23 protein-coding genes, 1 tRNA gene and 1 pseudogene are annotated in these 24,375 nt (G+C 70.3%); 8 read left to right on the plus strand and 17 right to left on the minus strand.

All coding sequences use genetic code 11. The features are described from left to right. Positions 1-17 precede the first annotated feature (17 nt). From Mco01_RS02445 to Mco01_RS02470, 6 genes are read right to left on the minus strand one after another with little or no spacing between them, the layout of a single operon-like run. Entirely contained in the window at positions 18-2,729 is a 2,712-nt protein-coding gene (locus tag Mco01_RS02445) for a fumarate reductase/succinate dehydrogenase flavoprotein subunit (RefSeq protein WP_239103280.1), read from the minus strand. Beyond that, on the minus strand, positions 2,726-3,487 hold the full coding sequence (locus tag Mco01_RS02450; RefSeq protein ID WP_204055262.1) for an ABC transporter ATP-binding protein: 762 nt from the start codon (positions 3,485-3,487) through the stop codon (positions 2,726-2,728). Before Mco01_RS02450 ends, Mco01_RS02445 begins: the two co-directional genes overlap by 4 nt. Continuing rightward, complete coding sequence (locus Mco01_RS02455; protein WP_204055263.1) at positions 3,484-4,392, minus strand: ABC transporter permease; 909 nt, start codon at positions 4,390-4,392, stop codon at positions 3,484-3,486. Before Mco01_RS02455 ends, Mco01_RS02450 begins: the two co-directional genes overlap by 4 nt. After that, on the minus strand, positions 4,389-5,813 hold the full coding sequence (locus tag Mco01_RS02460; protein ID WP_204055264.1) for an ABC transporter substrate-binding protein: 1,425 nt from the start codon (positions 5,811-5,813) through the stop codon (positions 4,389-4,391). Before Mco01_RS02460 ends, Mco01_RS02455 begins: the two co-directional genes overlap by 4 nt. Positions 5,814-5,829: 16 nt before the next feature. Next, a complete protein-coding gene (locus Mco01_RS02465; RefSeq protein WP_204055265.1) occupies positions 5,830-6,057 on the minus strand; it encodes a 4Fe-4S dicluster domain-containing protein in 228 nt (75 codons plus the stop codon). 7 nt (positions 6,058-6,064) lie between these two features. Continuing rightward, complete coding sequence (locus tag Mco01_RS02470; RefSeq protein WP_204055266.1) at positions 6,065-6,808, minus strand: GntR family transcriptional regulator; 744 nt, start codon at positions 6,806-6,808, stop codon at positions 6,065-6,067. A 158-nt stretch (positions 6,809-6,966) separates the two neighbouring features. On the opposite strand from Mco01_RS02470, the gene Mco01_RS02475 reads away from it, so the two are divergent. Together Mco01_RS02475 and Mco01_RS02480 are read left to right on the plus strand one after the other, a co-directional pair. After that, entirely contained in the window at positions 6,967-8,640 is a 1,674-nt protein-coding gene (locus tag Mco01_RS02475; protein WP_239103281.1) for a sodium:solute symporter family protein, read from the plus strand. Between the two features lie 11 nt (positions 8,641-8,651). Continuing rightward, positions 8,652-8,897, plus strand: a complete 246-nt coding sequence (locus tag Mco01_RS02480; protein WP_051457898.1) for a hypothetical protein — start codon at positions 8,652-8,654, stop codon at positions 8,895-8,897. A gap of 11 nt (positions 8,898-8,908) precedes the next feature. Here the strand turns inward: Mco01_RS02480 and Mco01_RS02485 are convergent, their stop codons facing one another. Next, a complete protein-coding gene (locus Mco01_RS02485; RefSeq protein WP_204055267.1) occupies positions 8,909-9,970 on the minus strand; it encodes a substrate-binding domain-containing protein in 1,062 nt (353 codons plus the stop codon). 258 nt (positions 9,971-10,228) lie between these two features. On the opposite strand from Mco01_RS02485, the gene Mco01_RS02490 reads away from it, so the two are divergent. Then, a tRNA-Ile gene (locus tag Mco01_RS02490) sits at positions 10,229-10,305 on the plus strand. 246 nt (positions 10,306-10,551) lie between these two features. Here the strand turns inward: Mco01_RS02490 and Mco01_RS02495 are convergent. The 3 genes from Mco01_RS02495 to Mco01_RS02505 form a co-directional block, all read right to left on the minus strand. Beyond that, entirely contained in the window at positions 10,552-11,064 is a 513-nt protein-coding gene (locus tag Mco01_RS02495; protein ID WP_204055268.1) for a hypothetical protein, read from the minus strand. A gap of 26 nt (positions 11,065-11,090) precedes the next feature. Beyond that, complete coding sequence (locus Mco01_RS02500) at positions 11,091-11,663, minus strand: tyrosine-type recombinase/integrase (RefSeq protein ID WP_275410458.1); 573 nt, start codon at positions 11,661-11,663, stop codon at positions 11,091-11,093. A 187-nt stretch (positions 11,664-11,850) separates the two neighbouring features. Continuing rightward, a complete protein-coding gene (locus Mco01_RS02505; protein WP_204055269.1) occupies positions 11,851-12,402 on the minus strand; it encodes a GNAT family N-acetyltransferase in 552 nt (183 codons plus the stop codon). A 732-nt stretch (positions 12,403-13,134) separates the two neighbouring features. On the opposite strand from Mco01_RS02505, the gene Mco01_RS02510 reads away from it, so the two are divergent. After that, complete coding sequence (locus tag Mco01_RS02510) at positions 13,135-14,079, plus strand: hypothetical protein (RefSeq protein WP_204055270.1); 945 nt, start codon at positions 13,135-13,137, stop codon at positions 14,077-14,079. Positions 14,080-14,527: 448 nt separating this feature from the next. Next, a complete protein-coding gene (locus Mco01_RS02515; protein WP_204055271.1) occupies positions 14,528-15,127 on the plus strand; it encodes a hypothetical protein in 600 nt (199 codons plus the stop codon). A 474-nt stretch (positions 15,128-15,601) separates the two neighbouring features. Here Mco01_RS02515 and Mco01_RS02520 read toward each other — a convergent pair whose 3' ends face one another. Further along, positions 15,602-16,282 (minus strand): hypothetical protein, encoded by a 681-nt coding sequence (locus Mco01_RS02520; RefSeq protein ID WP_204055272.1) that lies wholly within the window; start codon positions 16,280-16,282, stop codon positions 15,602-15,604. A gap of 253 nt (positions 16,283-16,535) precedes the next feature. Between Mco01_RS02520 and Mco01_RS40455 the strand changes: the two are divergent. Continuing rightward, positions 16,536-16,682: pseudogene (locus tag Mco01_RS40455) on the plus strand (IS256 family transposase); the annotation flags it as partial. Positions 16,683-17,636: 954 nt separating this feature from the next. Here Mco01_RS40455 and Mco01_RS40055 read toward each other — a convergent pair. Genes Mco01_RS40055 through Mco01_RS02555 form a run of 6 tightly spaced genes read right to left on the minus strand, consistent with a single transcriptional unit; the run spans position 17,637 to position 22,468 of the window. Beyond that, positions 17,637-18,140 carry a zinc-binding dehydrogenase gene (locus Mco01_RS40055; RefSeq protein ID WP_204055526.1) on the minus strand — a complete coding sequence of 168 codons (504 nt, stop codon included), beginning with the start codon at positions 18,138-18,140 and terminating at the stop codon, positions 17,637-17,639. Beyond that, entirely contained in the window at positions 18,125-19,141 is a 1,017-nt protein-coding gene (locus Mco01_RS02535) for a phosphotransferase (protein WP_204055274.1), read from the minus strand. The genes Mco01_RS40055 and Mco01_RS02535 overlap by 16 nt, the downstream gene beginning before the upstream one ends. A gap of 60 nt (positions 19,142-19,201) precedes the next feature. Next, the gene (locus Mco01_RS02540) at positions 19,202-20,404 is read right to left on the minus strand and encodes an ABC transporter permease (RefSeq protein WP_239103282.1); all 1,203 of its coding nucleotides are present in this window, start codon (positions 20,402-20,404) and stop codon (positions 19,202-19,204) included. Between the two features lie 5 nt (positions 20,405-20,409). Next, on the minus strand, positions 20,410-21,066 hold the full coding sequence (locus Mco01_RS02545; RefSeq protein ID WP_204055275.1) for an ABC transporter ATP-binding protein: 657 nt from the start codon (positions 21,064-21,066) through the stop codon (positions 20,410-20,412). Then, positions 21,063-22,049 (minus strand): peptidoglycan-binding domain-containing protein, encoded by a 987-nt coding sequence (locus tag Mco01_RS02550; protein ID WP_204055276.1) that lies wholly within the window; start codon positions 22,047-22,049, stop codon positions 21,063-21,065. Before Mco01_RS02550 ends, Mco01_RS02545 begins: the two co-directional genes overlap by 4 nt. Then, entirely contained in the window at positions 22,046-22,468 is a 423-nt protein-coding gene (locus Mco01_RS02555) for a hypothetical protein (RefSeq protein WP_204055277.1), read from the minus strand. Before Mco01_RS02555 ends, Mco01_RS02550 begins: the two co-directional genes overlap by 4 nt. An 88-nt stretch (positions 22,469-22,556) precedes the next feature. Here Mco01_RS02555 and Mco01_RS02560 point away from each other — a divergent pair, with 88 nt between their 5' ends. Continuing rightward, positions 22,557-23,213 (plus strand): response regulator transcription factor, encoded by a 657-nt coding sequence (locus tag Mco01_RS02560; RefSeq protein WP_204055278.1) that lies wholly within the window; start codon positions 22,557-22,559, stop codon positions 23,211-23,213. Continuing rightward, a complete protein-coding gene (locus Mco01_RS02565) occupies positions 23,210-24,310 on the plus strand; it encodes a sensor histidine kinase (protein ID WP_204055279.1) in 1,101 nt (366 codons plus the stop codon). The genes Mco01_RS02560 and Mco01_RS02565 overlap by 4 nt, the downstream gene beginning before the upstream one ends. Positions 24,311-24,375 lie beyond the last annotated feature (65 nt).

Here is a 24,375-nt window from a genome sequence, read left to right on the forward strand (position 1 = left end):
CGCTCTTCTCCCTCCGACTACCCCTCATCTCCAGCGTCACTCAGGGCTCTGCGGGCGTATGCCCGGACGTCCGCGTCGGAGTCCCGCAGCGCCGCGTCCAGCGCCCGGGCGACGTCGGGCCTGCGGGCCCAGCCGGACAGGGCCAGCACGGCCGCCTTCCTGACGTCGATATGGGGGTCGCCGAGCGCGGCGACCAGCGGCCCGGCGGCCACCGCGGGATCGGCCGAGGCGAGCCCCCGCGCCGCGCCCACCCGCACCTGCCAGGCGGGGTCGCGCAGGGCGAGGACCGCCGTCGCGTCGAGGGCCCGGCCCGCCGCCCCGGCCGCCTCCAGGGCCGCGGCCCGCACGAGCGGGTCGGGGTCGGCGGCCAGCCGGGCGAGCGCGTCCGCCGCGGAGGGCTTGCCGATCGCGCCGAGGCCGCGGGCCGCCCAGACGCGCACCTCCCGGCTCGGGTCCCCCGCGGCCAGGGCGACCCGGGCGTCGTCGTCGAGCGACACCAGCCCCCGGACGGCCTCGATCCGCACCCGGCCCTCCTCGTCGGCCAGCGCGGCGCCGAACAGGTCGCCGTCCCCGAGGCGCAGCGCGCGCAGCGTGTCGAGCACGGCCGCCCGGACCGCCGGGTCGGAGTGCCGCGCCGCCGGGCGGAGCAGGGCGCCGAACGCGGGCGTGGCGGGCAGCACCTCCACCAGTTCCCGCAGCCCGGTCACCGCGGCCCGCCGGACGGTGCCGTGCGGGTCGTCGAGGGCCGCCACGAGCGCCTCCCCCGCCCCCGCCGGGGCGGTCTCGGTGAGCGTCGCGATCGCGGCCCGCCGGACCTTCGGGTCGGGGTCGGCCAGGTACGGCGCGATGCGCTCCACGCCGGGCTGCTCCTCGGCCAGCCGCAGCAGGTCGAGGATGCGGGGAGACCGGCCGACCGCCTCGACCGCGAGCCGGCCGCCCCGCGCGGGACCGCGCCGCGCGGCCGGGCCGTACGCGCCGACGACGACGGGTTCAGCGGGGCGCGGCTCGAACCCCTCGACCGGCACCAGGTACGGCTCGACCGGCCGCTTGACGAACTCCATGGCCCCGGCCGCGTTCTTGCGCAGGTTGAGGTGGAAGAGCCACTCGTCGTCGTCGCGGCGCGGCAGGTCGGCGCGGTCGTGGTAGAGGCCCCACCGGCTCTCGGTCCGCACGAGCGACGACCGGGCGGCCATCTCGGCGCAGTCGCGGATGAACGTGACCTCGGCGCACCGCATCAGCTCGTGGGGCGTCCGCGCGCCCATCGCCGCGATCTCCTCCCGCATCCGGTCGAACGTCTCCAGCGCGATCTCCAGCTTCGCGCCGGTCTTCGGAGGGGCCACGTAGTCGTTGACGAACCGCCGCAGCTTGTACTCGACCTGCGGCTGGGGCGGCCCGTCCGGGTTGCGCAGCGGCCGGTAGACCAGCTCGTGGGCCTCGGCGACCTGGTCCTCGGGAAGGTCCACGAGGGACGTGCCGCGGGCGTGCGCGGTGGCGTGCGCTCCCGCGAGGTCGCCGAACACGAAGGCGCCGATCATGTAGTTGTGCGGCACGCAGGCGAGGTCGCCGGCGGCGTACAGGCCGGGGACCGTGGTGGCGGCGTTCTCGTCCACCCACACCCCCGAGGCCGAGTGGCCGCCGCACAGGCCGATCTCCGAGATGTGCATCTCGACGTCGTGGGTGCGGTAGTCGTGCCCCCGCCCGGCGTGGAACGTGCCCCGGGTGGGCCGCTCCGTCGTGTGCAGGATGTTCTCCAGCGCCGTGATCGTCTCGCCGGGCAGGTGGCTGAGCTTGAGGTAGATCGGGCCCCGGGCCGAGGCGATCTCCCTGGCCACCTCGGCCATCATCTGGCCGGACCAGTAGTCGCAGTCGACGAACCGCTCCCCCCGGCCGTTGACCTGGTAGCCCCCGAACGGGTTGGCCACGTACGCGCACGCCGGGCCGTTGTAGTCCTTGATGAGCGGGTTGATCTGGAAGCACTCGATGCCGCTGAGCTCGGCGCCCGCGTGGTAGGCCATCGCGTGGCCGTCCCCGGCGTTGGTCGGGTTCTCGTACGTGCCGTAGAGGTAGCCGCTCGCGGGCAGCCCGAGACGGCCGCTGGCCCCGGTGGCGAGGATCACCGCCCGGGCGGCGACCGTGACGAACCGCCCGGACCGGGTGTCGAACCCGGCCACCCCCACGGCCCTGCCGTCCCGCGTGAGGACGCGGACCGGCATCACCCGGTTCTCGATCCGCACCCGCTCGCGGATGTCCCGGCGGCGCAGCACCCGGTAGAGCACCTTCTTGACGTCCTTGCCCTCCGGCATCGGCAGGACGTAGCTGCCCGAGCGGTGGACGCGGCGGACGTTGTACTCGCCGTACTCGTCCTTCTCGAACTTCACGCCGTACCGCTCCAGCCGCCGCACCATGTCGTGTCCCCGGGTGGCGGTGCGCATCACGGTGCGCTGGTCCACCACGCCGTCGTTGGCCCGGGTGATCTCGGCGACGTAGTCCTCGGGCGTGGCCTTGCCGGGGATGACCGCGTTGTTGACGCCGTCCATGCCCATGGCCAGCGCGCCGCTGTGCCGTACGTGCGCCTTCTCCAGGAGGATGACGTCGGCGCCGTGCTCGGCCGCGGTGATGGCCGCCATCGTCCCGGCCGTGCCGCCGCCCACGACGAGCACCTCGCACTCCAGGCGGAGCCGGTCGTCCAGGGACGGGATCTCCATGGCCGGGGTGGTCACCGCTGTCACAGCTCCTCCAGGATGCGGGCCCGCAGCGCGCGGGCGTCGTCGGACCCCTCATGGGGGCGCGGGACGTCGTGGACGGCCCGGACCCCGCCGCCGCCGAGCACCGTCACCCGGTCGCCGAGCAGCAGGGCCTCGTCCACGTCATGGGTGACGAAGACGACGGTGGCGGGCGTGTCGGCCAGCACGCGGACGAGCAGGCGCTGCATCTCGGCGCGGGTCTGCGCGTCGAGCGACCCGAACGGCTCGTCCATGAGCACCGCGCGGGGCGCCCCGACGAGGGCCCTGGCGAGCTGCACGCGCTGGCGCATGCCGCCCGACAGCTCCCGGGGAAGCCGCCGCTCGCTGCCGGCGAGCCCGACCCGCTCGATCCACCCGGCGGCGGCCGCGGCCCGTTCGCGCCGGCGTGTCCCGCGGACGGCCAGGGCGAGCTCGACGTTGCCGCGGACCGTCCGCCACGGCAGCAGCGCGTCGTCCTGGAACACCATCGCGCGCTCGGCCGACGGGCCCCGCACCTCGGCGCCGTCCGCGAGGACGCGGCCGGCGGACGGCGCGAGCAGCCCGGCGAGGGCGCGCAGCAACGTGGACTTGCCCGAGCCGGACGAGCCCACGACGACGAGGACCTCCCCCGGCGCGACCTCCAGGGCGACGTCGCGCAGCACCGGGTCGCGCCCGTACCCGAGGGACACGCGGTCGAGGGCGAGCGCCGTCCCCCGCCGGGGCGCGGGCGTGGCGGGGGCGGCGGACGCGGCGGGAGCCGTCACGATCCGCTCCCCTCGGCCCGGGGCAGCCAGCGGGTGAGCCGGCGCCCGACCAGTTCGACGGCGCCCGACGTGACCCAGCCGAGCACGCCGATCGTGGCCATGCCGACGATCACTCCCGGGTAGTCGACGACGGTGTACGCCCGCCAGGTGCGGTAGCCCACGCCGAGCTCGCCCGAGATCATCTCGGCCGAGATCACGCAGATCCAGGCGACGCCCATGCCGACGGACAGGCCGCCGAGGACGCCGGGCAGCGCGCCCGGCAGGACGACGTTCCACAGCACCCGCCGCCGTCCGCCGCCGAGGGTGCGGACCGCGTCCTCCCACAGCGTGGGCAGCGCCCGTACGGCGTGCCGGGTGCTCACCATGATCGGGAAGAAGGCGGCCGCGAACGTGATGAAGACGATGCCCTGCTCGTCGGCGGGGAACAGCAGGATCGCGATCGGGACCATGGCGATCGCCGGAATGGGCCGGACCACCTCCAGCGGCGGCAGCAGGACGTCTCCGGCCCGGCGGGACCGGGCGACCAGGACGCCCGTCCCGACGCCGAGGACCGCCGCGAGCGCGAACCCGGTCAGGATCCGGATCACGCTCTGCGCGAGGTCGAGCCAGTAGAGGCCGGTCCCGAGCTGACGTGCGAGCTCGGTCACGACCTCGGCGGGCGAGGGCAGCCGGTCGAACCGCAGGCCGATCCGGGCGTCGGCCGCCGTGAGGAGCTGCCACAGCCCGGCCGCGGCGAGCAGAGAGGCGGCCCTGATCGCCCAGGACGCCGGATCTCCCCGCCGCCCCCTCCGTCCCGTGCGCACGTGCCCCACGACGGGACCGGCGGGCACGGCGGCGTCCGGAGCGCTCGCCTGCGGGGCCTCCTGCGGGATCGCGATGGCGGGTGTGCCGGTGGCGCCGGTCATCGGGCCGCTCCCCCGGCCGCCGCCCTGAGCGCGTCCTCGTAGCTCACGATCGCGGCCTTCGGGTGGTCCTCCAGGTAGGCCTCGGCGCCGTCCCGTGTCGTGAACGGCAGGAGGGCGTCGTCCTTCGGCGCCGAGGGGTCGCGCACCCAGACCGAGTCGCCGGCGAACCAGTGCGTCCCGGTCGCGGCGTCGGGGACGTACGCGGCGCGGACCGTTCTGCCCCCGGCCGCCGCCGCGGCGAGCTGGCGGAGCAGGCAGGTGGGCGTGGCCGCCGGGCGGGTGTCCTGCTCCCCGGCCAGCCAGATCTCCCCGGCCCTGCCGGGCCCGGAGACCTGCGTGCCGCAGGTGGCGTCCCGCCCGGTGATGCGCGCCGGGTTGACCGTCGAGGCGGTGTCGGCGTCGTACGAGGGGCCGTACGCCTTCCTGAGCGGCGCGTCGTCGACGAACGCGTCCACGTCGACGTCCGTGAAGTCGGTGCCGATCTTCCTGAGGTAGGGGACGTCGTGCTCCAGCGCGGCGACGAGCTGCGGCTTGACCGTGACGTCGAAGGTGGAGATGCCGTCGCGGCCGTTGTAGAGGTAGACGACCTCGGCCGGCAGCCCGGTGACCTTCGCGACCGACTCGGCCGCCTGCACCGGGTGCTCGTGGAGGTAGCGCGTGGCGTCGATCTGGGCCTGGAGGAACGCCTGGACGACGTCCGGGTGCCGTTCCGCGTAGGCGTGCCGGACGACGACACCGTGGAAGGTGGGGACGCCGAGCGCGGAGCCGTCGTACAGCAGGCGGGCCTGCTTCTTGAAGACGAGCAGCCCGGGCCAGGCGACGAACTGGGCGTACCCCTGCACCGTCCCCGCCTGGAGCGCCGACGCCCCGACCTGCGGGAGCTGGTTGACGGTCTCGACGTCGGCGGCGGGGTCGAGCCCGGCCTTCTCCAGCGCCTGCACGAGCGTGCCGTGCCCGGCCGAGCCCGCGCTGGCGGAGACCGCGCGGCCCTTGAGGTCGGCCAGCGTCCTCGCCGGCGACGACGGCGGCACGACGACCATGTTGAGCCCGCCGCGCAGGTTGTAGCCGGTGACCGAGACGAGATCGGTCCTGCCGTCGCCGAGCGGCTGGGTGCGCGAGGCGTTGATCAGCAACGGGTAGTCGCCCATCGAGCCGATGTCGATCTTCCCGGCCACCATCTTGGCGGTGATCGGCGCACCGGTGTCGTAGTCCTGCCACTCGACCCGGTACCGGCGGCCGAGCCGCTTCTCCAGCAGGCCGAGCGAGCGCAGCAGGGTGCCGGCCGTCACCGTGTTGATGGTCTTGGACTGGTAGCCGACGACGACGGTCTCCGCGTCGCCGGATCCCGGGGAGCCGGAGGCCGCGCCGAGCGAGCACCCGGCGGCGAGGAACGCCACAAGGGCGACGATCATCGTGCGCATCGGGGGGTGATCCCTTCTATCGCAGCAGGTAGGGGATGTTGACGGTCACGGCGTCCGCGGGGCAGCGGTCGGCGCACGGCCCGCAGTACCAGCACTCGTCGACGTGCATGTACGCCTTGCCGGTCTCGTCGCTGATGGCGAGGGAGTCGAGCGGGCAAACGTCCACGCAGAGGGTGCAGCCCTCGATGCACAGCGATTCGTCGATCGTCACCGGCACGTCGACGCGGGTGGGGACAAGGCTCACGGGTGTCTCACTCTCGTTCGGTGGTCCTGCTGAGGTGTCCGCGCATGGTCAGGCGGTCGCCGCGGAACCGGATGAACTCCAGGTCGACCGGGCGGCCGTCCGACAGGTGGGCGAGCCGCTCGACCATGAGCAGCGCGGCGCCGCGCGGCGCGTCCAGCACGGCGGCGGTGTGGGCGTCGGCGTTGACGGCCTCGATGGTGAGCTCGGCCCTGCCGAGGGGCTGGCCCGCGATGCCCTCCAGCAGGACGAAGACGTCGTTGTGCACGAGGTCGGCGTCGAAGAGCGGCTCGCCGACGTCGCGCACGAGGTACGTCAGGTCGAGCGAGAGCGGCAGCCCGTTCAGCCGGCGCAGCCGCTCCACGTAGACGACGGGCTCCCCGGCCGGCAGGGCGAGCCGGGCCCGGACGGCGGCCGGGGGCTCGATGAACCCCATCGTCCTGACCTCGTTGACGACCTCGCCGTGCTCGCTCAGCGTCTCGGCCAGCCCGAGCAGCCGGTGCAGGCCGTGGGGGAACTTCTCGGCCGCCACCGTGGTCCCCACGCCCGGGCAGCGTTCGATCAGCCCCTCGTCGCGCAGCAGATCGAGCGCATCCCTGATCGTGTTCCTGGACGTGCCGAACTCGCGGGCGAGGGCCGCCTCCAGCGGGAGGTGCCCGTCGCCGAAGCTCCCGTGCACGATCTCCCTGCGCAGCAGGTCGGCCACCTGCCGGGCCCGGTCTGCCCGCCTCCGCCGTGTCTCCGCCAGCTCCATGCCTATAAAGCTAGCTATCAGGTAGGGAAATAGGGATAACGCGGAGATTGCGCCACTCCCGGACGGCTTTACCGGCCTTCTGGCTGCGGTTTTGTCACGGCTGCGGGAAGAAGCGCCACCTTGGTGAAAGGGAGGAATGTGAGGGTAGCTAGCGTTCCGTGCCTCTTGCCCATGTGATGGCCGCACAGGATCTGCGGCTCGACGTCAACGCTCTGGACTACGCGATCCTCGCCCTCTACTTCCTCGTCGTGCTGGGCATCGGCTTCGCCGCGCGGCGGGCCGTGCGGACGAGCCTCGACTTCTTCCTCTCCGGCCGGGCGCTTCCCGCGTGGATCACCGGGCTCGCCTTCGTGTCCGCCAACCTCGGCGCGACCGAGATCCTCGGCATGGCGGCGAACGGCGCCCAGTACGGCCTCATGACCGTGCACTACTACTGGATCGGCGCCGTGCCCGCGATGGTGTTCCTCGGCATCGTGATGATGCCGTTCTACTACCGGTCGAAGGTGCACAGCGTCCCGGAGTTCATGCGCAGGCGCTTCAACGGCGCCACGCAGCTGTTCAACGCCTCGACGTTCGCGATCGCGCAGATCCTGATCGCCGGCATCAACCTGTACGCGCTGGCCCTGATCATGGAGTCGCTGCTCGGCTGGCCGCTGTGGCTGTCGATCGTGGTGTCCGCCGCCATCGTGCTCGCGTACATCACGCTCGGCGGCCTGTCCTCGGCGATCTACAACGAGGTCATGCAGTTCTTCGTGATCCTCGCGGGGCTCGTGCCGATCGTCGTCCTCGGCCTCGTCCGCGTCGGCGGCTTCTCCGGGCTCGGCGAGAAGGTCAGGCAGAGCGTGCTCGGCGACGGCGGGCTGCACACCTGGGCGCACACCGCGGGCACGGACAACCCGCTGAACGCCAACTGGATCGGCATCGTCTTCGGCCTCGGGTTCGTGCTGTCGTTCGGGTACTGGACGACCAACTTCGCGGAGGTCCAGCGGGCCCTGTCGGCGCGCAACACCAACGCCGCCCGGCTCACCCCGATCGTCGCGGCCTACCCCAAGCTCGTGATCCCCGTCGTCACCGTCATCCCGGGCCTGGTCGCGCTCGTGCTGTTCAACAACATCGGCAAGAACGGCGGCCCGACGTACAACCAGGCCATCCCGCTGCTGATGGACACGTTCCTGCCGAACGGCGTGCTCGGCATCGCGGTGACCGGCCTGCTCGCGTCGTTCATGGCCGGCATGGCGGCCAACATCAGCGGCTTCAACACCGTCTTCACCTACGACATCTGGAAGTCGCACATCCAGGGCGACCGGCCGGACGAGTGGTACGTGCGGCTCGGCCGCATCGCCACCGTCGTGGGCGTGCTCGGCGGCATCGGCACCGCGTTCATCGCCGCCGGCTTCAACAACATCATGAACTACCTGCAGTCGCTGTTCTCGTTCTTCAACGCCCCGCTGTTCGCGACGTTCATCATCGGCCTGTTCTGGCGCCGGATGACGGCGTGGGCCGGCTTCTGGGGCCTCGCGTCGGGAACGGCCGCCGCCTTCGCGTCGTACATCCTCTTCAAGGCCGGGGTGGTCGACTTCGGCACCGAGCTGAACGCCAGCTTCTGGGGCGCCGGCATCGCGTTCGTCGTCGACGCCGTCGTCTCCGTCGTGGTCACGCTCGTCACCACGCCCAAGCCGGAGGCCGAGCTGCGCGGCCTCGTCTACGGGCTGAGCGACGCCTCGATCGCGGACGACGCCCTCGCCGGCGACGCCGCCTGGTACCGCTCCCCCGTCGTCCTCGGCGCCGGCGCCGTCGTCCTCGCCGCCGCCTTCTACCTGCCCTTCATCTGAGGAGGTTCCCCATGGCCGCCCCGCAACGGCTCTTCGACATCCGACGGGTGATCGGTGGTCTGTTCCTCGTGTACGGCGTCGTTCTCACGGTCACCGGGCTGTTCGACGGCTCCCAGGCCGTGCAGAAGGCGGAAGGCGTACGGATCAACCTGTGGACCGGGATCGGCATGCTCGTGATCGGCGGCGTCTTCCTCGTCTGGGAGCGCCTGCGCCCGACGGCCGCCCCCGCGCCCTCCCAGGAGGACGCCGACGAGTGAGTCACGGCCGGTCAGTCCTTCAGCAGCGCCGCGGCGTTGGCCCGCGTGACGACGACGGGCGGCACCCACACCACCGGGATGGCGACCGTCGTGCCGTTGGACACCCGCGCCGCGCCGCCCACCACCCGGCCCCGGGCGGCCTCGACCGCCAGCCGGACGGCGGCGGCCGCCTGGGCGGCGACGTCCACCCCCACGGCCGCCGCCTGGGCGCCGAGCACGATCCTCCGGAGGGCCTCGCGGTCCACGCCCGCTCCCACCAGCGGCGCCCCCGAACCCGCCAGGATCGCCGCGACGGACGCCGGCGCGGCGTCCGGGTCGCTCCGATGCCGCCGGTTCTCGGCGGGCGATCTCGGGCCGGCGGCGGGGGCGGACATCGCGTCGCCGCCGCAGCACACGCCGCCGAGGGCCGCCGGGCCTAACGCGGCCACCGCGGCGCGCGCCTCCCCCGCCGCCCGGCCCGCCGGGACGTCGCGCTCCCAGCCGACCCGCACGCGCCCGTCCACCACGGCGTGGACCCCCTTCTTCAGCGCCGCCGCGAACGGATCACCCGGCGGGCCGTACAGCAACGCGACCGGTCCCCTCCCGCCACGCGCCCTCATCGCGTCGAGCAGCGCCCGGCCCTGCGCCCGGCCCATCTCCTCGGGATCTGTCGAGACGTACGCGTCGACCGGGCCGTTCGCGAGACGGTCGTACGACACCACCTTCGCCCCGCGCATCTTCGCCCGGGCCACGGCGGAGGTGATGGTCGCCGGATCCACGGGGTCGAGGAGGAGCACCCGCACACCGTCGTCGAGCAGCCGGTCGATCTGCCGGCTCTGCCGCCCCGGGTCCCCCTCGGCGTTGCGGTAGACGACGCGGCACCGCGGGCACAGAGCCCGCACCGCCTTGAGGATCGCCGGCCGGTCCTCCGTGTCGTACCGCTCCGTACGCGTGTCGGGCAGCAGCACCCCGATGGCGAACCCCTCGCGGAGCGAGCCGACCGCCCCCAGCGGGTCCCCGGACTCCTCCCCCGGCCCGCATCCGGCCATCACCAGGACCAGGGAGACCGCCCCCGCCGCCAGCCGTCTCCCCACGTGAACCCCCCGATTCTTCGCAGAGCCACCCTGGCCTGAGGTACCCGATCCGTTGCCTCGTGACGCCCCGGCGTACCCCGTACGGGGACGGCCGTGGGTCGTTCCTTGGCCGCGATCTCCCTCGGTGTGACTGTTCGGCCCTCGCTGACCGGTTCGTCGCCTTCCGTATTCGATCTCCCTTTCGCTACCGGCGTAGGCCGGAGTCCGGCCTCTTGGCGATCCACGTACGCACTAAGTTGTGAGAGACTCCACCATTGCGGGGCGGTAGCTCAGCCGGTCAGAGCATCGGACTCATAATCCGTGGGTCGTGGGTTCAAGTCCCACCCGCCCTACCACGTTTGATCAGGGAAACCCTGCCTGAGCTGCGGTTCCTCCATGGATCATGGTTACTGGGCATGCAGCTGTAGGTCACCGAGAGCCGCCGTTTGTCGCCAGTCACGGGATATACGCGGGATGATGTTGGCCGCGTTCCCGCAGGTCGCGGTCTGGTTTCGGTGCCTCTGCGGGATGAGATCCTCGCCGGAGAACGCCGAAGGGCCCCGGAGTGACCCGAGGCCCTTGACTAGCGCCGTTCCCACTTCTTACGACTCCTGATCCACCATCGCCGCCAGCCGGTCTGTTGCGGCGTCGGCGATCCTTCTTGCTTGCTCCCGGATCTCGTCGTCACTTGGTGGGGTGTCCCGTATGTCCTCCCAGTCATCCACCATCCCCTGCAGCAGATAGATCTCCTCGGGACGATCGCATTTGTCGCCTAGTTCGAAGATCAGGAAGTCCGCGCCCTTGGCGATCGGAACCGTGCTCTCGGCGATGCCCTGCGCGACATCCCGGGCGACCTCCCATGGCGTGCGCTGGAGATCAATCGGCGGGAGGCCGCTCTCGACCAGCACCTCGCGGACGAGCGGCTCGACTTCGGTCATGGAGCCGATGGACAATACATAGCCCGCGAGCTCCCAGACGGCAGGACAGTTGAGGCCGGCCTCGATGAGCTCGCAAGCCAGCCAACCAGCCTCCGGCGCGGTCCCAGAGAGCCGACCCCAGAGAAGATCACCTCGCAGCTCAGCCAACCGATTCCTGAGCTCAGGGGAGAGTTCCACCAAGCCAGTATTTCGCCATCGATCACTCATGACGCAAGAGCGCCCTCTATCCGCTGGTTGGCGATCTCGCGTTGCCCGTCGATGCACTTGGCGTAGACCCGGAGCATGACGTCAATGCCGTGACCAGCGCGCTCCGCCGCTTCCGGGGCATGGACCCCGGCGTTGAGCCAGAGGGACACAGCCGCGTGGCGCAGGTCGTACGGCCGGGCCGCGAGAGGCGAGGCGACCTGCTCGGGCGTCAGCGCGTACGTCCGAGCCTCCTTCCAGATCTTCGCGTAGGCCGAGGCCGCGATGACGCCGCCGGTCCGCGTGCGGAAGAGCCGGCCGTCCTTGGCCGTGCCGTACGTCTCCAGGTGCGTGCGCAGGATCGCGACCAGTTCCGGCGGGATGGGGACGATGCGCGTCGTGCCCTCCGCACGGTGTTTGAGGCCCCGTTCGTCGAACCCCTCCCCCGAGTCGGTGAACCGCTTGCCGCTCTGCGGCCGGGTCTTCTCCAGCGTCAGCAGGCCCCAGCCGGACGAGGGCAGATGGCAGTCCTTCTCACGTAGCCCGGCCGCCTCGGCGGGACGCAGGCCGCCGAAGTACATGCAGGCGAACATCGCGTCAACGGCAGCGAGGCCGCTTCCAGCCAGCGCAGCGCCGCCGCGATCTCCGGCGAGGGGGCCGGCCGCCGGCAGCTCGGGCCGCCCGCCGCACACCACCGCCAAGTCGCTCCGCCCACCGACCCCAACCGCTACACGACGGCTGCAGCGCCCTTCGGGGTGGGCGCTGGCCACTCCGCTCCAATCAGGCGGGAAGCTCGCTGATGAGCATGGAGTACATGTACATGTCCCGACGCTCAGCTCCTACTTCCTGCCAGCTTCGCAGCAGCCCTTCACGCTTGAAGCCGACTCGTTCAGCGGTCTTCCACGAGGCCACGTTCCACGGCTCCACGTACAGTTCAAGACGCGGAATCTCCAACACTGACAAGCCCCAGAGCGAGACCGCGCGCAAGGCTTCCAAAGCAATGCCCTGCCCCCGAGACGATTTAGCCACCCAATAACCCAGCGACGCCCGCCCTTGACCATGGGGCCATAGGCCAATCTGGCCTACCGCCCGACCATCCGCCGTTCTGGCGATCGCGAAGGAGTAACCCTGCCGGGTCGATGCCCGCGCCCATTGCCGCTCAATGAACGCGATCCCTTCCGCGTCAGAGTAGGCCGACGGCACGGTAGTGATTAACGGGATGAGTTCATCCGCCGTAGCCTCACGCACCAGATCAAGATCATCCAACGTCCACGGGCGAAGGACGAGGCTGCTACCCGCAACCAGCTCAGGAACGACAAGCGACTCATTCATCCCCGCATGATGCCTCAGAGCCCCTGGACGACCCACACCGATACACCACCCATGCCTCCGGCGAGGGCTGGACTCCGGGGTGAGGCCGCGAGCGAGGCGAGCCCGTAGGTCACCGAGGTAGGCGCCTGATCACCCCATCCGCTACGACCCAGGCAGGTGAGCCCACCAGACCAGGCCTCCGTCCTCCTCGCTGCTTGAGTGTCCCGGACGGGACCGGCAGCTACGAGGAGGACGGGAGCGGATCAGGGGCCGGGGCGCACGCATGGCTTACAGCCGCAGGTTGTAGTCGTCGACACGCCGGGCCATTAGCGGGCCATTAAGCAAGGTAACGAGGGGGCAACCACGGTCACTCATGACCGGCCCGACACCCAGGTCGGCGTGCCGTCCGGTCACATAGACCTCGGCATCGTCCACGCCCGACGCGGAGACCTTGACGCCGCCGTCGGGCAAGGCATGACGCATTCGATATCGAGCGCAAGTCCCTCACCGATCTCGTCAATCGAGCCGGAGACCTTGACCGCGTCCTCCGCCAGCGCTACCGCCGCGAAGCCCCCGCCGAGGAGTTCCACGAGAGATACGTGACCGCCCGCCGCGCCCTAACTGCACGCCGCCCCGATCTCCTTGATTGACTTCCTGCGGGATAGAGGGAACCAGGGTCGCCCGCCCAGTCGGTCTCACGTCGCCTTTTAGCAAACCGGCAACATAGACGACACGCGTCAATAAGGTGCAGCGGTGCATGCTCTGCGCAACGTCCTCGTCGTGCTCGCCGTCATGATCCTCATCAGAAGTGACAACAGGATGGACGAGGCCCCACGACTAGACCGTGTAGTCACCGCCTCCTGCCCCGAAAGGTCAAGCCCGGACCTGCTCTCCATGCCCCGCCAGGCGCTCCCCTACGGCTTCGTCCCGATCGAGGTCATACGCTGCCGCTGGATTCCCCAGTACCTGCCTGGCAAAGGCCGCTGGGAAGTCGTCAACGAGGAGCACGCCAACGGGCCGGCGACAGAACTGATGACCGAGCTGCGCCGCCCGCCAGAGCGAGCCCAAGCCAGTCCACTGCTCAGACTGCGATGGTTCTTCGAAGGGATCAGATGCCCGGATATCGGGTACACGTTCGACTACTTCGTCGTAGTGGACTCCTCCGGCAGGGCGGTGCTGCCGGACGTGCCGACCAGCGTGTGCGGAAAGCCGTTCCCCTCCGCACTCGACGCCCTCGACCATCTGCCGTACCGGCTCACCAAACAGCTACCCGTTCGCAGAATCGAAAGCGAGAAGGAGTTCCGAGCTGGTTGCGGTCATGAGACCAGGGACCTGTTCCTTTCCTTCTTCAAGCCAGAATCACCACTAGCACGACGAGCCTCGGCACGGCCGTTATGGAATCCAGCGCCGCAAGGCCTGCGCGTATGCGTCTACCGCACCTCACACAAGCCCACAGGCATCAACGAGGCGACACTCGAGTCCATGCGCATCCTCAAAGGCAGCAATCTGAACACACTCCTCACCGCACTCGACAACTCGCCCGCCACTGACTGTCCGAGCCACCACACCCGATTCGCCGTACTGGACACCGGCCACAGACCGGCATACGCAGAACTCGACGGCTGCCACAACCTCATGCGCCCCGACGAGACCTTCGGCCGCCTCACCCCCGACGCCGTAGCACTCCTCACTGATTAACCCGTCAGACATTTCGCGAGCAAGCGATCACGCAAGGCCGAAGACCATGCCGCTGCACCGCCGACTCCGTCCTGCAGAGGCCGATCTACGATTCCAGGAGCGCGTTGTCCAATACATCACCGACAGTGCCGATCGAGGCGTCGATACCGGCCCGCAGGAGGGGGGCGGTGAACGCAGTTGTCCAGTTGCCGAGTTGTTCTTGTAGGGATCAAGGGCGGCGCTCCGCGCCGCCTCGCGGCCTACGCCCGCTCGCCGGCCGGACATGCGGCCTGGGGGCCGGTCCCGGCCGCCGGCAGCTTGGGCCGCCGCCGGCTCTCCTCCGCCCACCCAATAAGCCCTCCGACATCAGCGATACACCCCCGCCAGACCTCGCGATGCAATCCGCTATCGGTGACCTGCGCTCCCTGGCTAGGCCATGGCTACAAGCGGCAGGCGCTATGTTCGCAGAGTGATCAGTGAAGAGGGTTCCCGGCTGGGTGCGGCGGCCGCACGTCGCCTGGCTCAGCTGGCCTGCTGTGAGATTGAGGAAGGACTTTCCGAGGCGGAATTTGCTCGCATCGAGCACGAGTACGGGTTCGAGTTCGCCGACGACCATCGGGCTTTCCTGGCAGCAGGGTTACCCGTGCGTCAGCCTCGTGAAGAGGGTCAGACGTGGGAGAACCCGTGGCCCGACTGGCGCAACAGTGACCCTGAGGCGCTGCGTGAACATGTCGAGTGGCCAGTCGACTATCTCCTGTGGGACGTCGAGCATGGCCACTGGCGATCGAGCTGGGGCAAGCGACCGAACGATCCTCTTGAAGCCGTCGAAGTAGCCCGGGTGCGACTGGCGAATGTCCCCAGAATGGTCCCGGTCTATGCGCATCGGTTCCTGCCGGCTGGGCGTGGAACCTTCGGACATCCGGTCTTATCCATGCGGGGCACTGACACCATTTACTACGGGACCGACCTGCTCGACTACATTGACCAGGAGTTCCGGGACCCGCGCCCTGAGCACGCCGAGACATGGCAGCCGCATGCAACGGTCTCGTTTTGGCGGGACTACCCGTAAGGACATCTCGACAGGCGTGCGCCGAACGGGACACTCACCGGCCGCGGTGACGCCAAATCATCCGCCTCCGACACCTGGGGACCACCGTCCTCCTCGCTGCTCAAGTGTCCCGGCCGTTCCCGCCGAGTCAAGGGCGCCTACGGCGTCGCTTCGCGATCAGCTTCGCTGACCCTTGACACGGCGGTCCCGTCCCGGGGGTCGGCAGCTACGAGGAGGACGGGAGCGGAGCAGGGGCCGAGCGCGCGCATTGCGTACCGCCGCAGGTCGTGCGCCTGATCCTCGGGCCATTAACCGGGGTAACGAGGGGGCAACCACGGTCACTCATGACCGGCTCCACGTCCAGGTCAGCGCCAGTCCGGGCCGTGATCCATGCGATTCCCAAGCTGACAGCGCGGGTTCGATTCCGTCACCCGCTCTCATCACAAAGGCCCAAGTCAGGGAGCTTTCCTGTCTGGGTCAGGATTGTGCCGCCCTCTACGAACACGGCCCTGCCGACGGCGCGAACCGATTGCACAGCGAACACCAAACCTCGCCCGGTTCCAGGAATCCGGTCATTCCGCTGAGCAGCAATTCTTTCAGCTGATCCAGGCCGGTGGCTTCCTTCCTGAAGCAACGAGCGATCCAGATATCGTGATCATGTGTCCACCAGTTGTCGAGCTGAAGGTGGATAGCGGACACTTCGTCGAACCACCACAGGTCCGCCGGGCCTGAGGCTTCGTCGACTGGGGACGGAAGGCCGGCATCTGCCAGGACCGGAACCATCCCCCGTGGGGTAGCCAGTTCCAGAATCAGATGCGGCCAGTGGCGCACGGCCACAAGCAACGCGTGTGCCTCTAGTCGCTGGTCAACGCTCCGATTGAGGGCCCTCAGGGGTTTGTCCGCGAGAGTCATCCCGGCACGGCCATCCAACAGAATCTCGACTGCCCAGGTCCAATCCCCGTCCAAGATCCCAGGGAAAGCCCACCCCTCGGCTGTGCGGTAGACCGTTGCCTCGCCATCGAGTCCGTAATCCATGCCGTTTGGTCCGAGCGCGGGGAACCAGAGCCCGCCGTACCTCTGCTCAAAAGCGATCATCGCTTCGATGGCTTCATCGAAAGCGTCCGTCTCGACACCCGCCTGATCGACGGCGCGAGCATTTCGCTTGATCCAATCCACGGGCATCGGGTCCGACCAACGTGCGAACTCGTCCAGGAATTGGCGAAGGTGAGGCGAGACCGATCGATCCGTCCTTATGTGCACGAACGTCAACCTACGACCGCCCCTCACCAGAAGCACAGCCCGAAAGGTAGGTGACGTCCCCTCGCGTGGTGTAACTCCAGGCTGCTGAAGCAACTCCCGGACATGGGACGAGCCATCGTGTGACGGTCAGCGAGTTCCCGCCAAGGTTCTCGCCGAAGGACACCACACGATGGCTCTGGACCAGTCTGCCCTGCTCGACCTGCTGGAGTCTTTGAAAGCCGCCGACGCCGACGACGTCATCCGCCACGCGCTGCAAGCCGTCCTGCAAGCACTCATCGAGGCGGAGGCCACCGCGGTCATCGGCGCCGCCCCACACGCCTCCGCCACAATCAGCCCGTGGCTGCGTGTCTGGGAAGCGCAGACGTGCGCCGTGGCCGACCGCCACCTGGCCAAAGCGGTGGCGCACTGGGAGTACGACTTGCTGGGAGACCTACCGCCCTGGGAGAGCTGGGAGAACGAGGATGAGACGCGTATCGAGTTGACGGCCTGGCTGATCCGTCATGCCCCTGCCCGGCTCCGTGCCCGGGACGCCCCCGGAGAGCTGCTCCACCGGATACGACTGCTCGGCCTTGCCGGCCCCACCCGCTGGGACGACCCTCACTGGCCTGGCCACCGCTACTGAATCAACGCCCACCGCGAATCGGTCACCTCTCCTGGCCGTCATACCCGATCAGCTTCCGGCAGAGCGCGCTCTCCGCAGATCGGACGGCGGCCATGAGCCCGGGGAACGATGGCCGCGATCGGAATGTCCCACTTGTTGCGCAGGAATGTTGGACAATTCTGTCCAGGGCAAGCACAAGGGGGAACTTCGGCATGGATCGGCAGCAGGCTCGAAGCCTGGCCGGGATCGGCTTGGCCATGTTGACTGCCGGATGGCTGTACGCGATGTATAGGCTGGCCCTCGCCGGATTAATAACAGGCGCACCCTTTTTTGGGGAACCTTCCCGCCCGGAACTCGGCGAGCCATACTTGATCGCGGCAGCGGTGCTCGGGATAGGCGGCCCATTCATCGGGCTGTTTGTCTGCCTCAACCAGCGGTGGAAAGCGGCTGCCGCACTCTGTGCAATCGCGGCAGCCGTCCTCACGGTGGTCGCTCTCGTATTCGTCGTTATCCCGATCGGCCAGCGGAACAGTACAAGACACGCCCCCATATGGACGCCGTCGTCCTATTACTGCGTCGAACACAGCGGGGGTGACAACGAGTGCCCAGGCGGTTAATCATGTCGACACGGACTTCGCGAGACACTCCGAAGCTGCCGAAGAAGGTTAGTTAGACCCCGCTGACCATCTGTAGCAACGGGGTGAAGTCGGCGATGGGGTCCAGCCCGGCCAGGCAACCGGCCAGGCAGGCACGGCCGCCCCGGCGCAGCATGGCCGGGGAGTCGAGGATGGTGCTGTTGCCCAGCAGGTCGAGCACCGCGTCGATCCGCTTGCTCTCGACGATCCGCCGGGACAGGTCCGGCACCTCCTGTTCGGCGCCGAGATCCTTCAGCAGGGCGAAGCGATCGGGGTTACGGGTGGTGGCGATGACCCGTACGCCGGCGTCGACGGCGAGGTTGAGGGCGGTCTGACCAAAGGAGGAGGTCGCGCCGCGGATGACCAGCAGGTGGCCGGGGACGATCTCCAGGTTGCGGAACTGGCAGGTCCAGGCGGTGGCGTACGTCTCCGGGGTGGCGGCGAGCCGTTCCCAGGGCAGGCCGGACTCGATGAGCGTCCGCCCCCCGTACGCCGAAGGAGCCCGGGAGGCTGTGCCGCAGATCAGTCCCGGCTGGATTCGAGATAGCCGGTGAGATAGGTCAGCGACGCGGCGATGTCCTCACCTGTGACATGCGGCCGGCGCAGCTCGTCGACGAAGATGGCGATGTCGGCGAGGCGCCACCACAGGGGATAGAGAGCGAGGCCGGCCGGTGTGACGGTCCGGCCGGTGGCCCGGGCATAACGGTCGAGTACGTCGTCGGCGTCGCCAGCGGGGTCCTCGCCGAGCATGCGGGCGAGGGCGGGAGTGAGCATCCACAGGTCCCGCTCCGGTGGAGCGACCTGCACGGTGCCCCAATCGATGAGCCGCAGTCCGGCCGGGGTGCGCATGACGTTTCCAGGGTGCGGTTCACCGTGCGTGACCACCCAGGCCGCTGCGGTGTCGCGTACCTGGTCGACCCGCCGGTCGAAGTCGGCGAGCGATCGCTGGACCTGCCGGGCATGGACGGATAGCAGCTTCCGGGCCGGCTCGGCGTAGGGCCCGCCGCTCCACTCCCGATCGAGGTCCTGAAGCGCCTCTTCCAGCGTGTCGCGGCCGGGCAGCACCAGGTCGGCCCGTGACGCGATGTCCGCCACGACCGGGGTCGCCTCGTGCAGGTCGGCCAGCAGGTCGACCACCTCGACGAGGTCCTCGGGCCGGTGCACGCCGAAGTGTCCGGCGGCCCCCGTCACCATGGGAAAGACCGACAGGGCGTACCGCGAGGTCAGCCGCCGGACCGCGGCGCCGGTCGCGGTGGGGATCGGCGCGAGGACGAAGTCGAGCCCTGCCTCACGGCGCAGTGCCAGGGCGGCACCGAACGATCGAGCGAGTCGGTCGAACGCGTCATCACGTCCCGCGTCCTCGGCGCCGAGGTCGTCCACCTTGACGAACCAGGCCGCTCCGCGCCGGTCCACCACCGACCAGTGGTAGCTGCCCGCGCCCACCGGGAGGTACTCGACCGCGTGCGGCTCTATCCCCCAGTGCTCGGCCAGTGCCACCGCCAGTTCGGCCTCCGCAAGACCCGCCGGTCTCTCCCTCATGCGCCCGTATTCTGCCTCACCCACCGCAGGATCAAGATCACTTCAGACGACGTACTCGTCCTAGGTGAGCGCCGCCAGGGCTTCGGTGGGGGTGAGGGCGGCGGCGCGGCGCGCGGGGTAGATGCCGGAGACGACCCCGACCAGCACAGCCGCGGTGACCCCGAGGACGACGACCTGGGTCGGCATGGCGAAGGGCCAGCCCTGGCCGAAGGCGAACAACAGACTCGCGGCCAGGCCGACCATGGTCCCGGTGACGCCCCCGCACAGGGCCAGGGCCACCGCTTCGACCACGAACTGCAGGCGGATCTGCCCTCGCGTCGCCCCCAGGGAGCGGCGCAGGCCGATCTCCTGGCGGCGCTCCAGCACCGAGATGACCATGATGTTGGCGATGCCGATGCCGCCGACGAGGAGGGCCACCGCGCCGAGCCCGACGAACAGGCCGTTGAACGCGGCACGCGCGGCCAGTTGCGCCGTGAGCGCGTCGGACGGGCGGCTCACCTCGACCTGGTCGGGATGTTCGGGGTCGGCCGTCGCGGCCAGCACCTTCGCGATCGCGCCGACGCGGTCGTCGGCCGACCGTTCGTAGACGACGGTGGGATGGCCGTCGAAGCCGAGGTTCGCCCGCGCGTACGGCCAGCCGACGAGGGCGGCGCTGTCGAGGTCGGGGGCGAGTGCGAGCGAGTCGAGTATGCCGATGACCGTCATCCACCGGCCCGCGATGTAGATCTGCCGTCCGGGCCGGTCGACGCCGAACCGGTCGGCGGCGTACGCGCCCAGGACGACGGCCGGGTAGCGCGAGGTGGCCGTGTTGAGGAACGTGCCCGACCTGACCGTCCCCTTCAGCGTCGCGAGGAGGTCGAGCCGCACGGCTGCGACTCCCACTCCGTTCGTGACGGCCGGGTCGATCAGCCTGGTACGGCGGGCGGTCGCCCCTTTCACGTACGCGATGGCGGTGGCGCCGACGACACCGGGGATGTGGGAGACGCGGGCGACCGATTCGAGCGGCAGCGACGCCTGCTCCCCTGTGATCGAGTGACCCGGCGCCACGGTCAGCACGTTCGTCCCGACTCGGGCGAGTTGTTCCTGGAGTCCGGCACCGCTGACCGCGCTGATGCCCATCACGGCGACCATCGACGCGATCCCGATGGCCACTCCGAGCGCCGACAGGACGGCCCGGCCGCGGCGCGCCCGCAGCCCCGCCAGCCCGACGGCGACCAGGTCCCACGCGCTCAGCCGGGCGGGCGCGGGTATCACGGGAGTCACCGGGATCACAGGACCCTCCCGTCCAGGACGTCCACGCGGCGTGGGAGCGCCTCGGCCAGGTCGGTGTTGTGGGTGATGACCACGACGGTGGTGCCCTCCTCGTGCAGTCTCCACAGGATGTCGACGATGCCCGCGCCGGTGGCGGTGTCCAGGTTGCCGGTGGGTTCGTCGGCGAACAGCACCACCGGCCGGGCGACCAGGGCGCGGGCGATGGCCACCCGCTGGCGTTCGCCGCCCGACAGCTCGTGGGGACGGTGGGTGAGCCGGTCGCCGAGCCCGACGCGTTCGAGCGCCTCCCGCGCGGCAGTGACGCGGCGGCGGGCGGGGACGCCCAGGTAGAGCAGCCTGGTGGCCACGTTCTCCAGAGCCGTCAGGTGGGCGGTGAGGAAGAACTGCTGGAAGACGAACCCGATCCAGTTCGCCCTGACCGCCGACAGCCTCCGGTCGGACAGGGTGGCCATGTCGTGCCCGAGGAGCCTGACGTGTCCCTCGCTCGGCCGGTCGAGCGTCCCCATGAGGTGCAGCATCGTCGACTTGCCCGACCCGGACGGCCCGCAGACGGCCACCAGCTCCCCCGGGCCGATCGACAGCGTCGCGTCCCGCAGGGCCCGCACCCCTCCCGGGTACGTCTTGGACGCGTGGTCCAGCTCGATCACGCTCATGGTCTGGGCACCTGAACCCGTGTGCCCTCGGCCACTCCGGTGACCTCGACGAGCCCTCCGGCGAACAGTCCCAGCTCGACCGGGACGAGCCGTCCCGCCACCTCGACCGCGAACGTGCCGTCCGCCTGCCCCAGGAGGGCCTCGACGGGTACGGCGAGCACTCCCTTGTGAACGGCGCCGGCGAACCCGGCGGTGACAGGCGCCGCGACGAGCCGTCCCGCGGCCGCCGGATGGTCGAGGGTGATCGTGACGGCGATCGTGGCGGTCTCGGTGCCCTGCCCGGGCTGGCCGGTGGTCGCCGCCTTCGCGACGGTGCCGACGGCGGTGACGTGCCCGGTCGTGGTCTTCCCGCCGGGGAGCGTGATCGTGACCTTCCCGCCCCTGACCGCGAGTTGCTGCCGGTCGACGGGGATGTCGGCGACGACCTGACGTCTCAGGCCGGTGACGGTCAGCAGCGGGCCCGAAGCCGGTCCGCCGAGCCGTCCGGTACGGGAGGCGACCCTGATCGGGCCGGGTTGGACGACGACGTCCGACGGGGTGAGCGTGCCGGTCCGAGGGCGGCTGAGGTGGCGTTGCCACGCCCTGACGGCCTGCGCGGTCGCCCAGGTGAACCGGTCGTCCACGACCAGCGGGTAGCCCAGGGCGGCGAGGTTCCGCTCGACCACCCGCACATCCCGGCCCAGCGCTCCGACCGACAGTGTGCGCCACAGCGGGGTCCGCCCGTAGATGAGCGGGACGGCGTAACCGTCGGCCGCGTACACCCGCCGGCCACGCCTGATGATCCGGCCGTCCGGAGGCAGCCACGTCACGATCCCCGGGCCGCCCGTCACGGTCTCGCGGCCGGCGTAGCCCAGCGTGCCGTCCACGCTGGTCCTGCTGACCAGGTCCGTACGGACGACGGGTGTCGTGGGGAACGACGGGGTGGCCGCCTGCGTGGGGGTGCACGCGGTCAGCACGAGGGTCACGGCGAGCAGCCGCCTCACTCCCCTACCTCCTTCCGGCACGCGGTCATGATCGCGTCGACATCCTTGCCGGGCGGGGGCGTGCCGACTCTGATCCCCGGATCGGCGACCGTCGGATCCGACGCCTCGACGCCGTTCCTGCGCAGGCAGGCGGCCGTCTTCCGCATCCTGTCGAGGTCCTCCGCGCTCGGAGGCTCCTGCTTCGGGGCGTATTCCTTGCAGGTATTCAGCGCGGCTTCGAGCTTGTCTTTGGGCACACCACGGGCGTCGAGGTTGAATTCGTCCTTATCGGCCGGCGGGTCGCTCGCGTTGACTCCCTGCTGGCGGAGGCACTGGGCGTACTTGACGAGCTGGTCGTGCTTCTTGCCGTCGGCTCCGAGGCCCGGGATGGCGCCGCATCCCGCGACCAGGAACACCAGGGCGATGACGAGTATTCTCATGCGGCCGACGATCGCGGAGGGGAGGTTTCGCGGCCGTCTCCGCGCCCCTTAACACCCAGGCAACCTCTGTATGGGTATTACTTGGGTCATGCGGGTGCTGGTGGCCGAAGACGAGAAGACTCTGGCGGACCTGGTCGCCGAGGGGCTGCGCAGGTACGCGATGGCGGTCGACGTCGCCTACGACGGCACGGCCGCGGCGGAACGGCTGAGCGTCAACGACTACGACGTGCTCGTCCTCGACCGCGACCTGCCGGGGACGCCCGGCGACGCCATCTGCCGCGACCTCGCGCAGGCGGGCGCCCGTACGAGGATCCTGATGCTGACGGCGGCGGCGTCGGTGCGCGACCGGGTCGCCGGGCTCGGCCTGGGCGCCGACGACTACCTGCCCAAGCCGTTCGACTACGCGGAGCTCGTGGCACGTGTCCAGGCGCTCGGGCGCCGCAGCCAGGCGCCCGTCCCGCCGCTGCTGACCCGCGGAGACATCGTCCTCGACGCACCGCGCATGCAGGCGTTCCGGGACGGCCGCTATCTGGCCCTGTCACGCAAGGAGTTCGCCCTGCTGGAGGTCCTCATGCGGGCGGACGGCGCGATCGTGAGCGCGGAGGAGCTGCTGGAACGGGCCTGGGACGAGCACACCGACCCGTTCAGCGGGGTCGTCCGCGTCACCATGAGCAAGCTGCGCGCCAAGCTCGGCGACCCTCCGGTCATCGGGACGGTCGCCGGCCGGGGGTACCACCTGCCATGACGCTCAGGGTCCGGCTGGCCGCGCTCTACGGCGTCCTGTTCGCCGCCACGTCGCTGGCCGTGCTGAGCGCCGTCAGCGTCTACATCCAGTACGGCGTCGTCCTGTACGGGTCGAGGACCGAGTCGGGTGTCGTCCGGTCCGAACCGGGGGGCGGGCAGGTCGCCGTGCGGCATGTCACGGACACCGGTCCCAGCGTCTCGATCGGCACCCTGGTCGTGGGGGTAGTACTGATCGGTGTCTCGATCTGGGCCGGGTGGTGGCTGGCCGGGCGCACGCTGCGGCCGCTGGGGCGGATCACGGCGACCGCCCGGCGGTTGTCGCTGACCAACCTGCACGAACGGATCGCGCTCAAGGGGCCGAAGGACGAGCTGAAAGAGCTGGCCGACACCTTCGACGCCATGCTCGACCGCCTCGAACGCGCCGTGGCCGCGCAGAGCAGGTTCGTGGCGAACGCCTCGCACGAGCTGCGGACGCCGCTCGCCATCCAGCGGGCGGCCATCGAGATCGGCCTGGCCGACCCGGCCCCCGACCGGATCGAGCGCTTCAGGGCGGAACTGCTGGAGGCCAACCGGCGGACCGAACGCCTGATCGACGGACTGCTGGTGCTGGCACGCGGCGACCACGGCCTCGACGAGGTCGAGGCCGTGCGGTTCGACCAGGTCGTCGGCGACGTCGTCGCCGGCTTCCCCGGGGTCACGCTGCGGTCCCGTCCGACCACCGTGATGGGGGACGCCGTGCTGCTCACCCAGTTGGTGACCAACCTCGTGGACAACGGGGTCCGGCACAACGTGCCCGGCGGAAGCGTGGACGTGCGGGTGACGCCGGAGGGCGGGCTGGTCGTGTCCAACACCGGCCCGCGGATCCCGGCGGAACACGTCCCCGATCTTTTCGAGCCCTTCCGCCGCCTGGCCCCGGACCGCACGGCGAGCGCCGGCGGCTCCGGCCTGGGGCTGTCCATCGTCGCCTCGATCGCCAGGGCCCACGCGATGACCGTGACGGCCGTCCCGAACCCCGGCGGCGGGCTGACCGTCCGCTGCGGCCTCGCCCGGGATCACGAGATCGCGACCCTCCACCCCGAGCGCGCCGGCGCGCCATGACCCACGGCCGATCCCCGGAGATCAGCGTGGCGCCGCAATCACCTGGTCAGCGCCTTCGCTGCCAC

The sequence above is a fragment of the Microbispora corallina genome (assembly GCF_016863035.1).
GTDB lineage: Bacteria > Actinomycetota > Actinomycetes > Streptosporangiales > Streptosporangiaceae > Microbispora > Microbispora corallina.

Excerpts from the sequence above, each read along its gene's own strand:
- Mco01_RS02555 (WP_204055277.1), bottom strand. The coding sequence starts at position 22,468 with ATGAGAATACTCGTCATCGCCCTGGTGTTCCTGGTCGCGGGATGCGGC.
- Mco01_RS02470 (WP_204055266.1), bottom strand. The coding sequence starts at position 6,808 with ATGGAGCTGGCGGAGACACGGCGGAGGCGGGCAGACCGGGCCCGGCAG.
- Mco01_RS02455 (WP_204055263.1), bottom strand. The coding sequence starts at position 4,392 with ATGACCGGCGCCACCGGCACACCCGCCATCGCGATCCCGCAGGAGGCC.
- Mco01_RS02535 (WP_204055274.1), bottom strand. The coding sequence starts at position 19,141 with ATGAGGGAGAGACCGGCGGGTCTTGCGGAGGCCGAACTGGCGGTGGCA.
- Mco01_RS02460 (WP_204055264.1), bottom strand. The coding sequence starts at position 5,813 with ATGCGCACGATGATCGTCGCCCTTGTGGCGTTCCTCGCCGCCGGGTGC.
- Mco01_RS02545 (WP_204055275.1), bottom strand. The coding sequence starts at position 21,066 with ATGAGCGTGATCGAGCTGGACCACGCGTCCAAGACGTACCCGGGAGGG.
- Mco01_RS02505 (WP_204055269.1), bottom strand. The coding sequence starts at position 12,402 with ATGAATGAGTCGCTTGTCGTTCCTGAGCTGGTTGCGGGTAGCAGCCTC.
- Mco01_RS02500 (WP_275410458.1), bottom strand. The coding sequence starts at position 11,663 with ATGTTCGCCTGCATGTACTTCGGCGGCCTGCGTCCCGCCGAGGCGGCC.
- Mco01_RS02565 (WP_204055279.1), top strand. The coding sequence starts at position 23,210 with ATGACGCTCAGGGTCCGGCTGGCCGCGCTCTACGGCGTCCTGTTCGCC.
- Mco01_RS02560 (WP_204055278.1), top strand. The coding sequence starts at position 22,557 with ATGCGGGTGCTGGTGGCCGAAGACGAGAAGACTCTGGCGGACCTGGTC.
- Mco01_RS02480 (WP_051457898.1), top strand. The coding sequence starts at position 8,652 with ATGGCCGCCCCGCAACGGCTCTTCGACATCCGACGGGTGATCGGTGGT.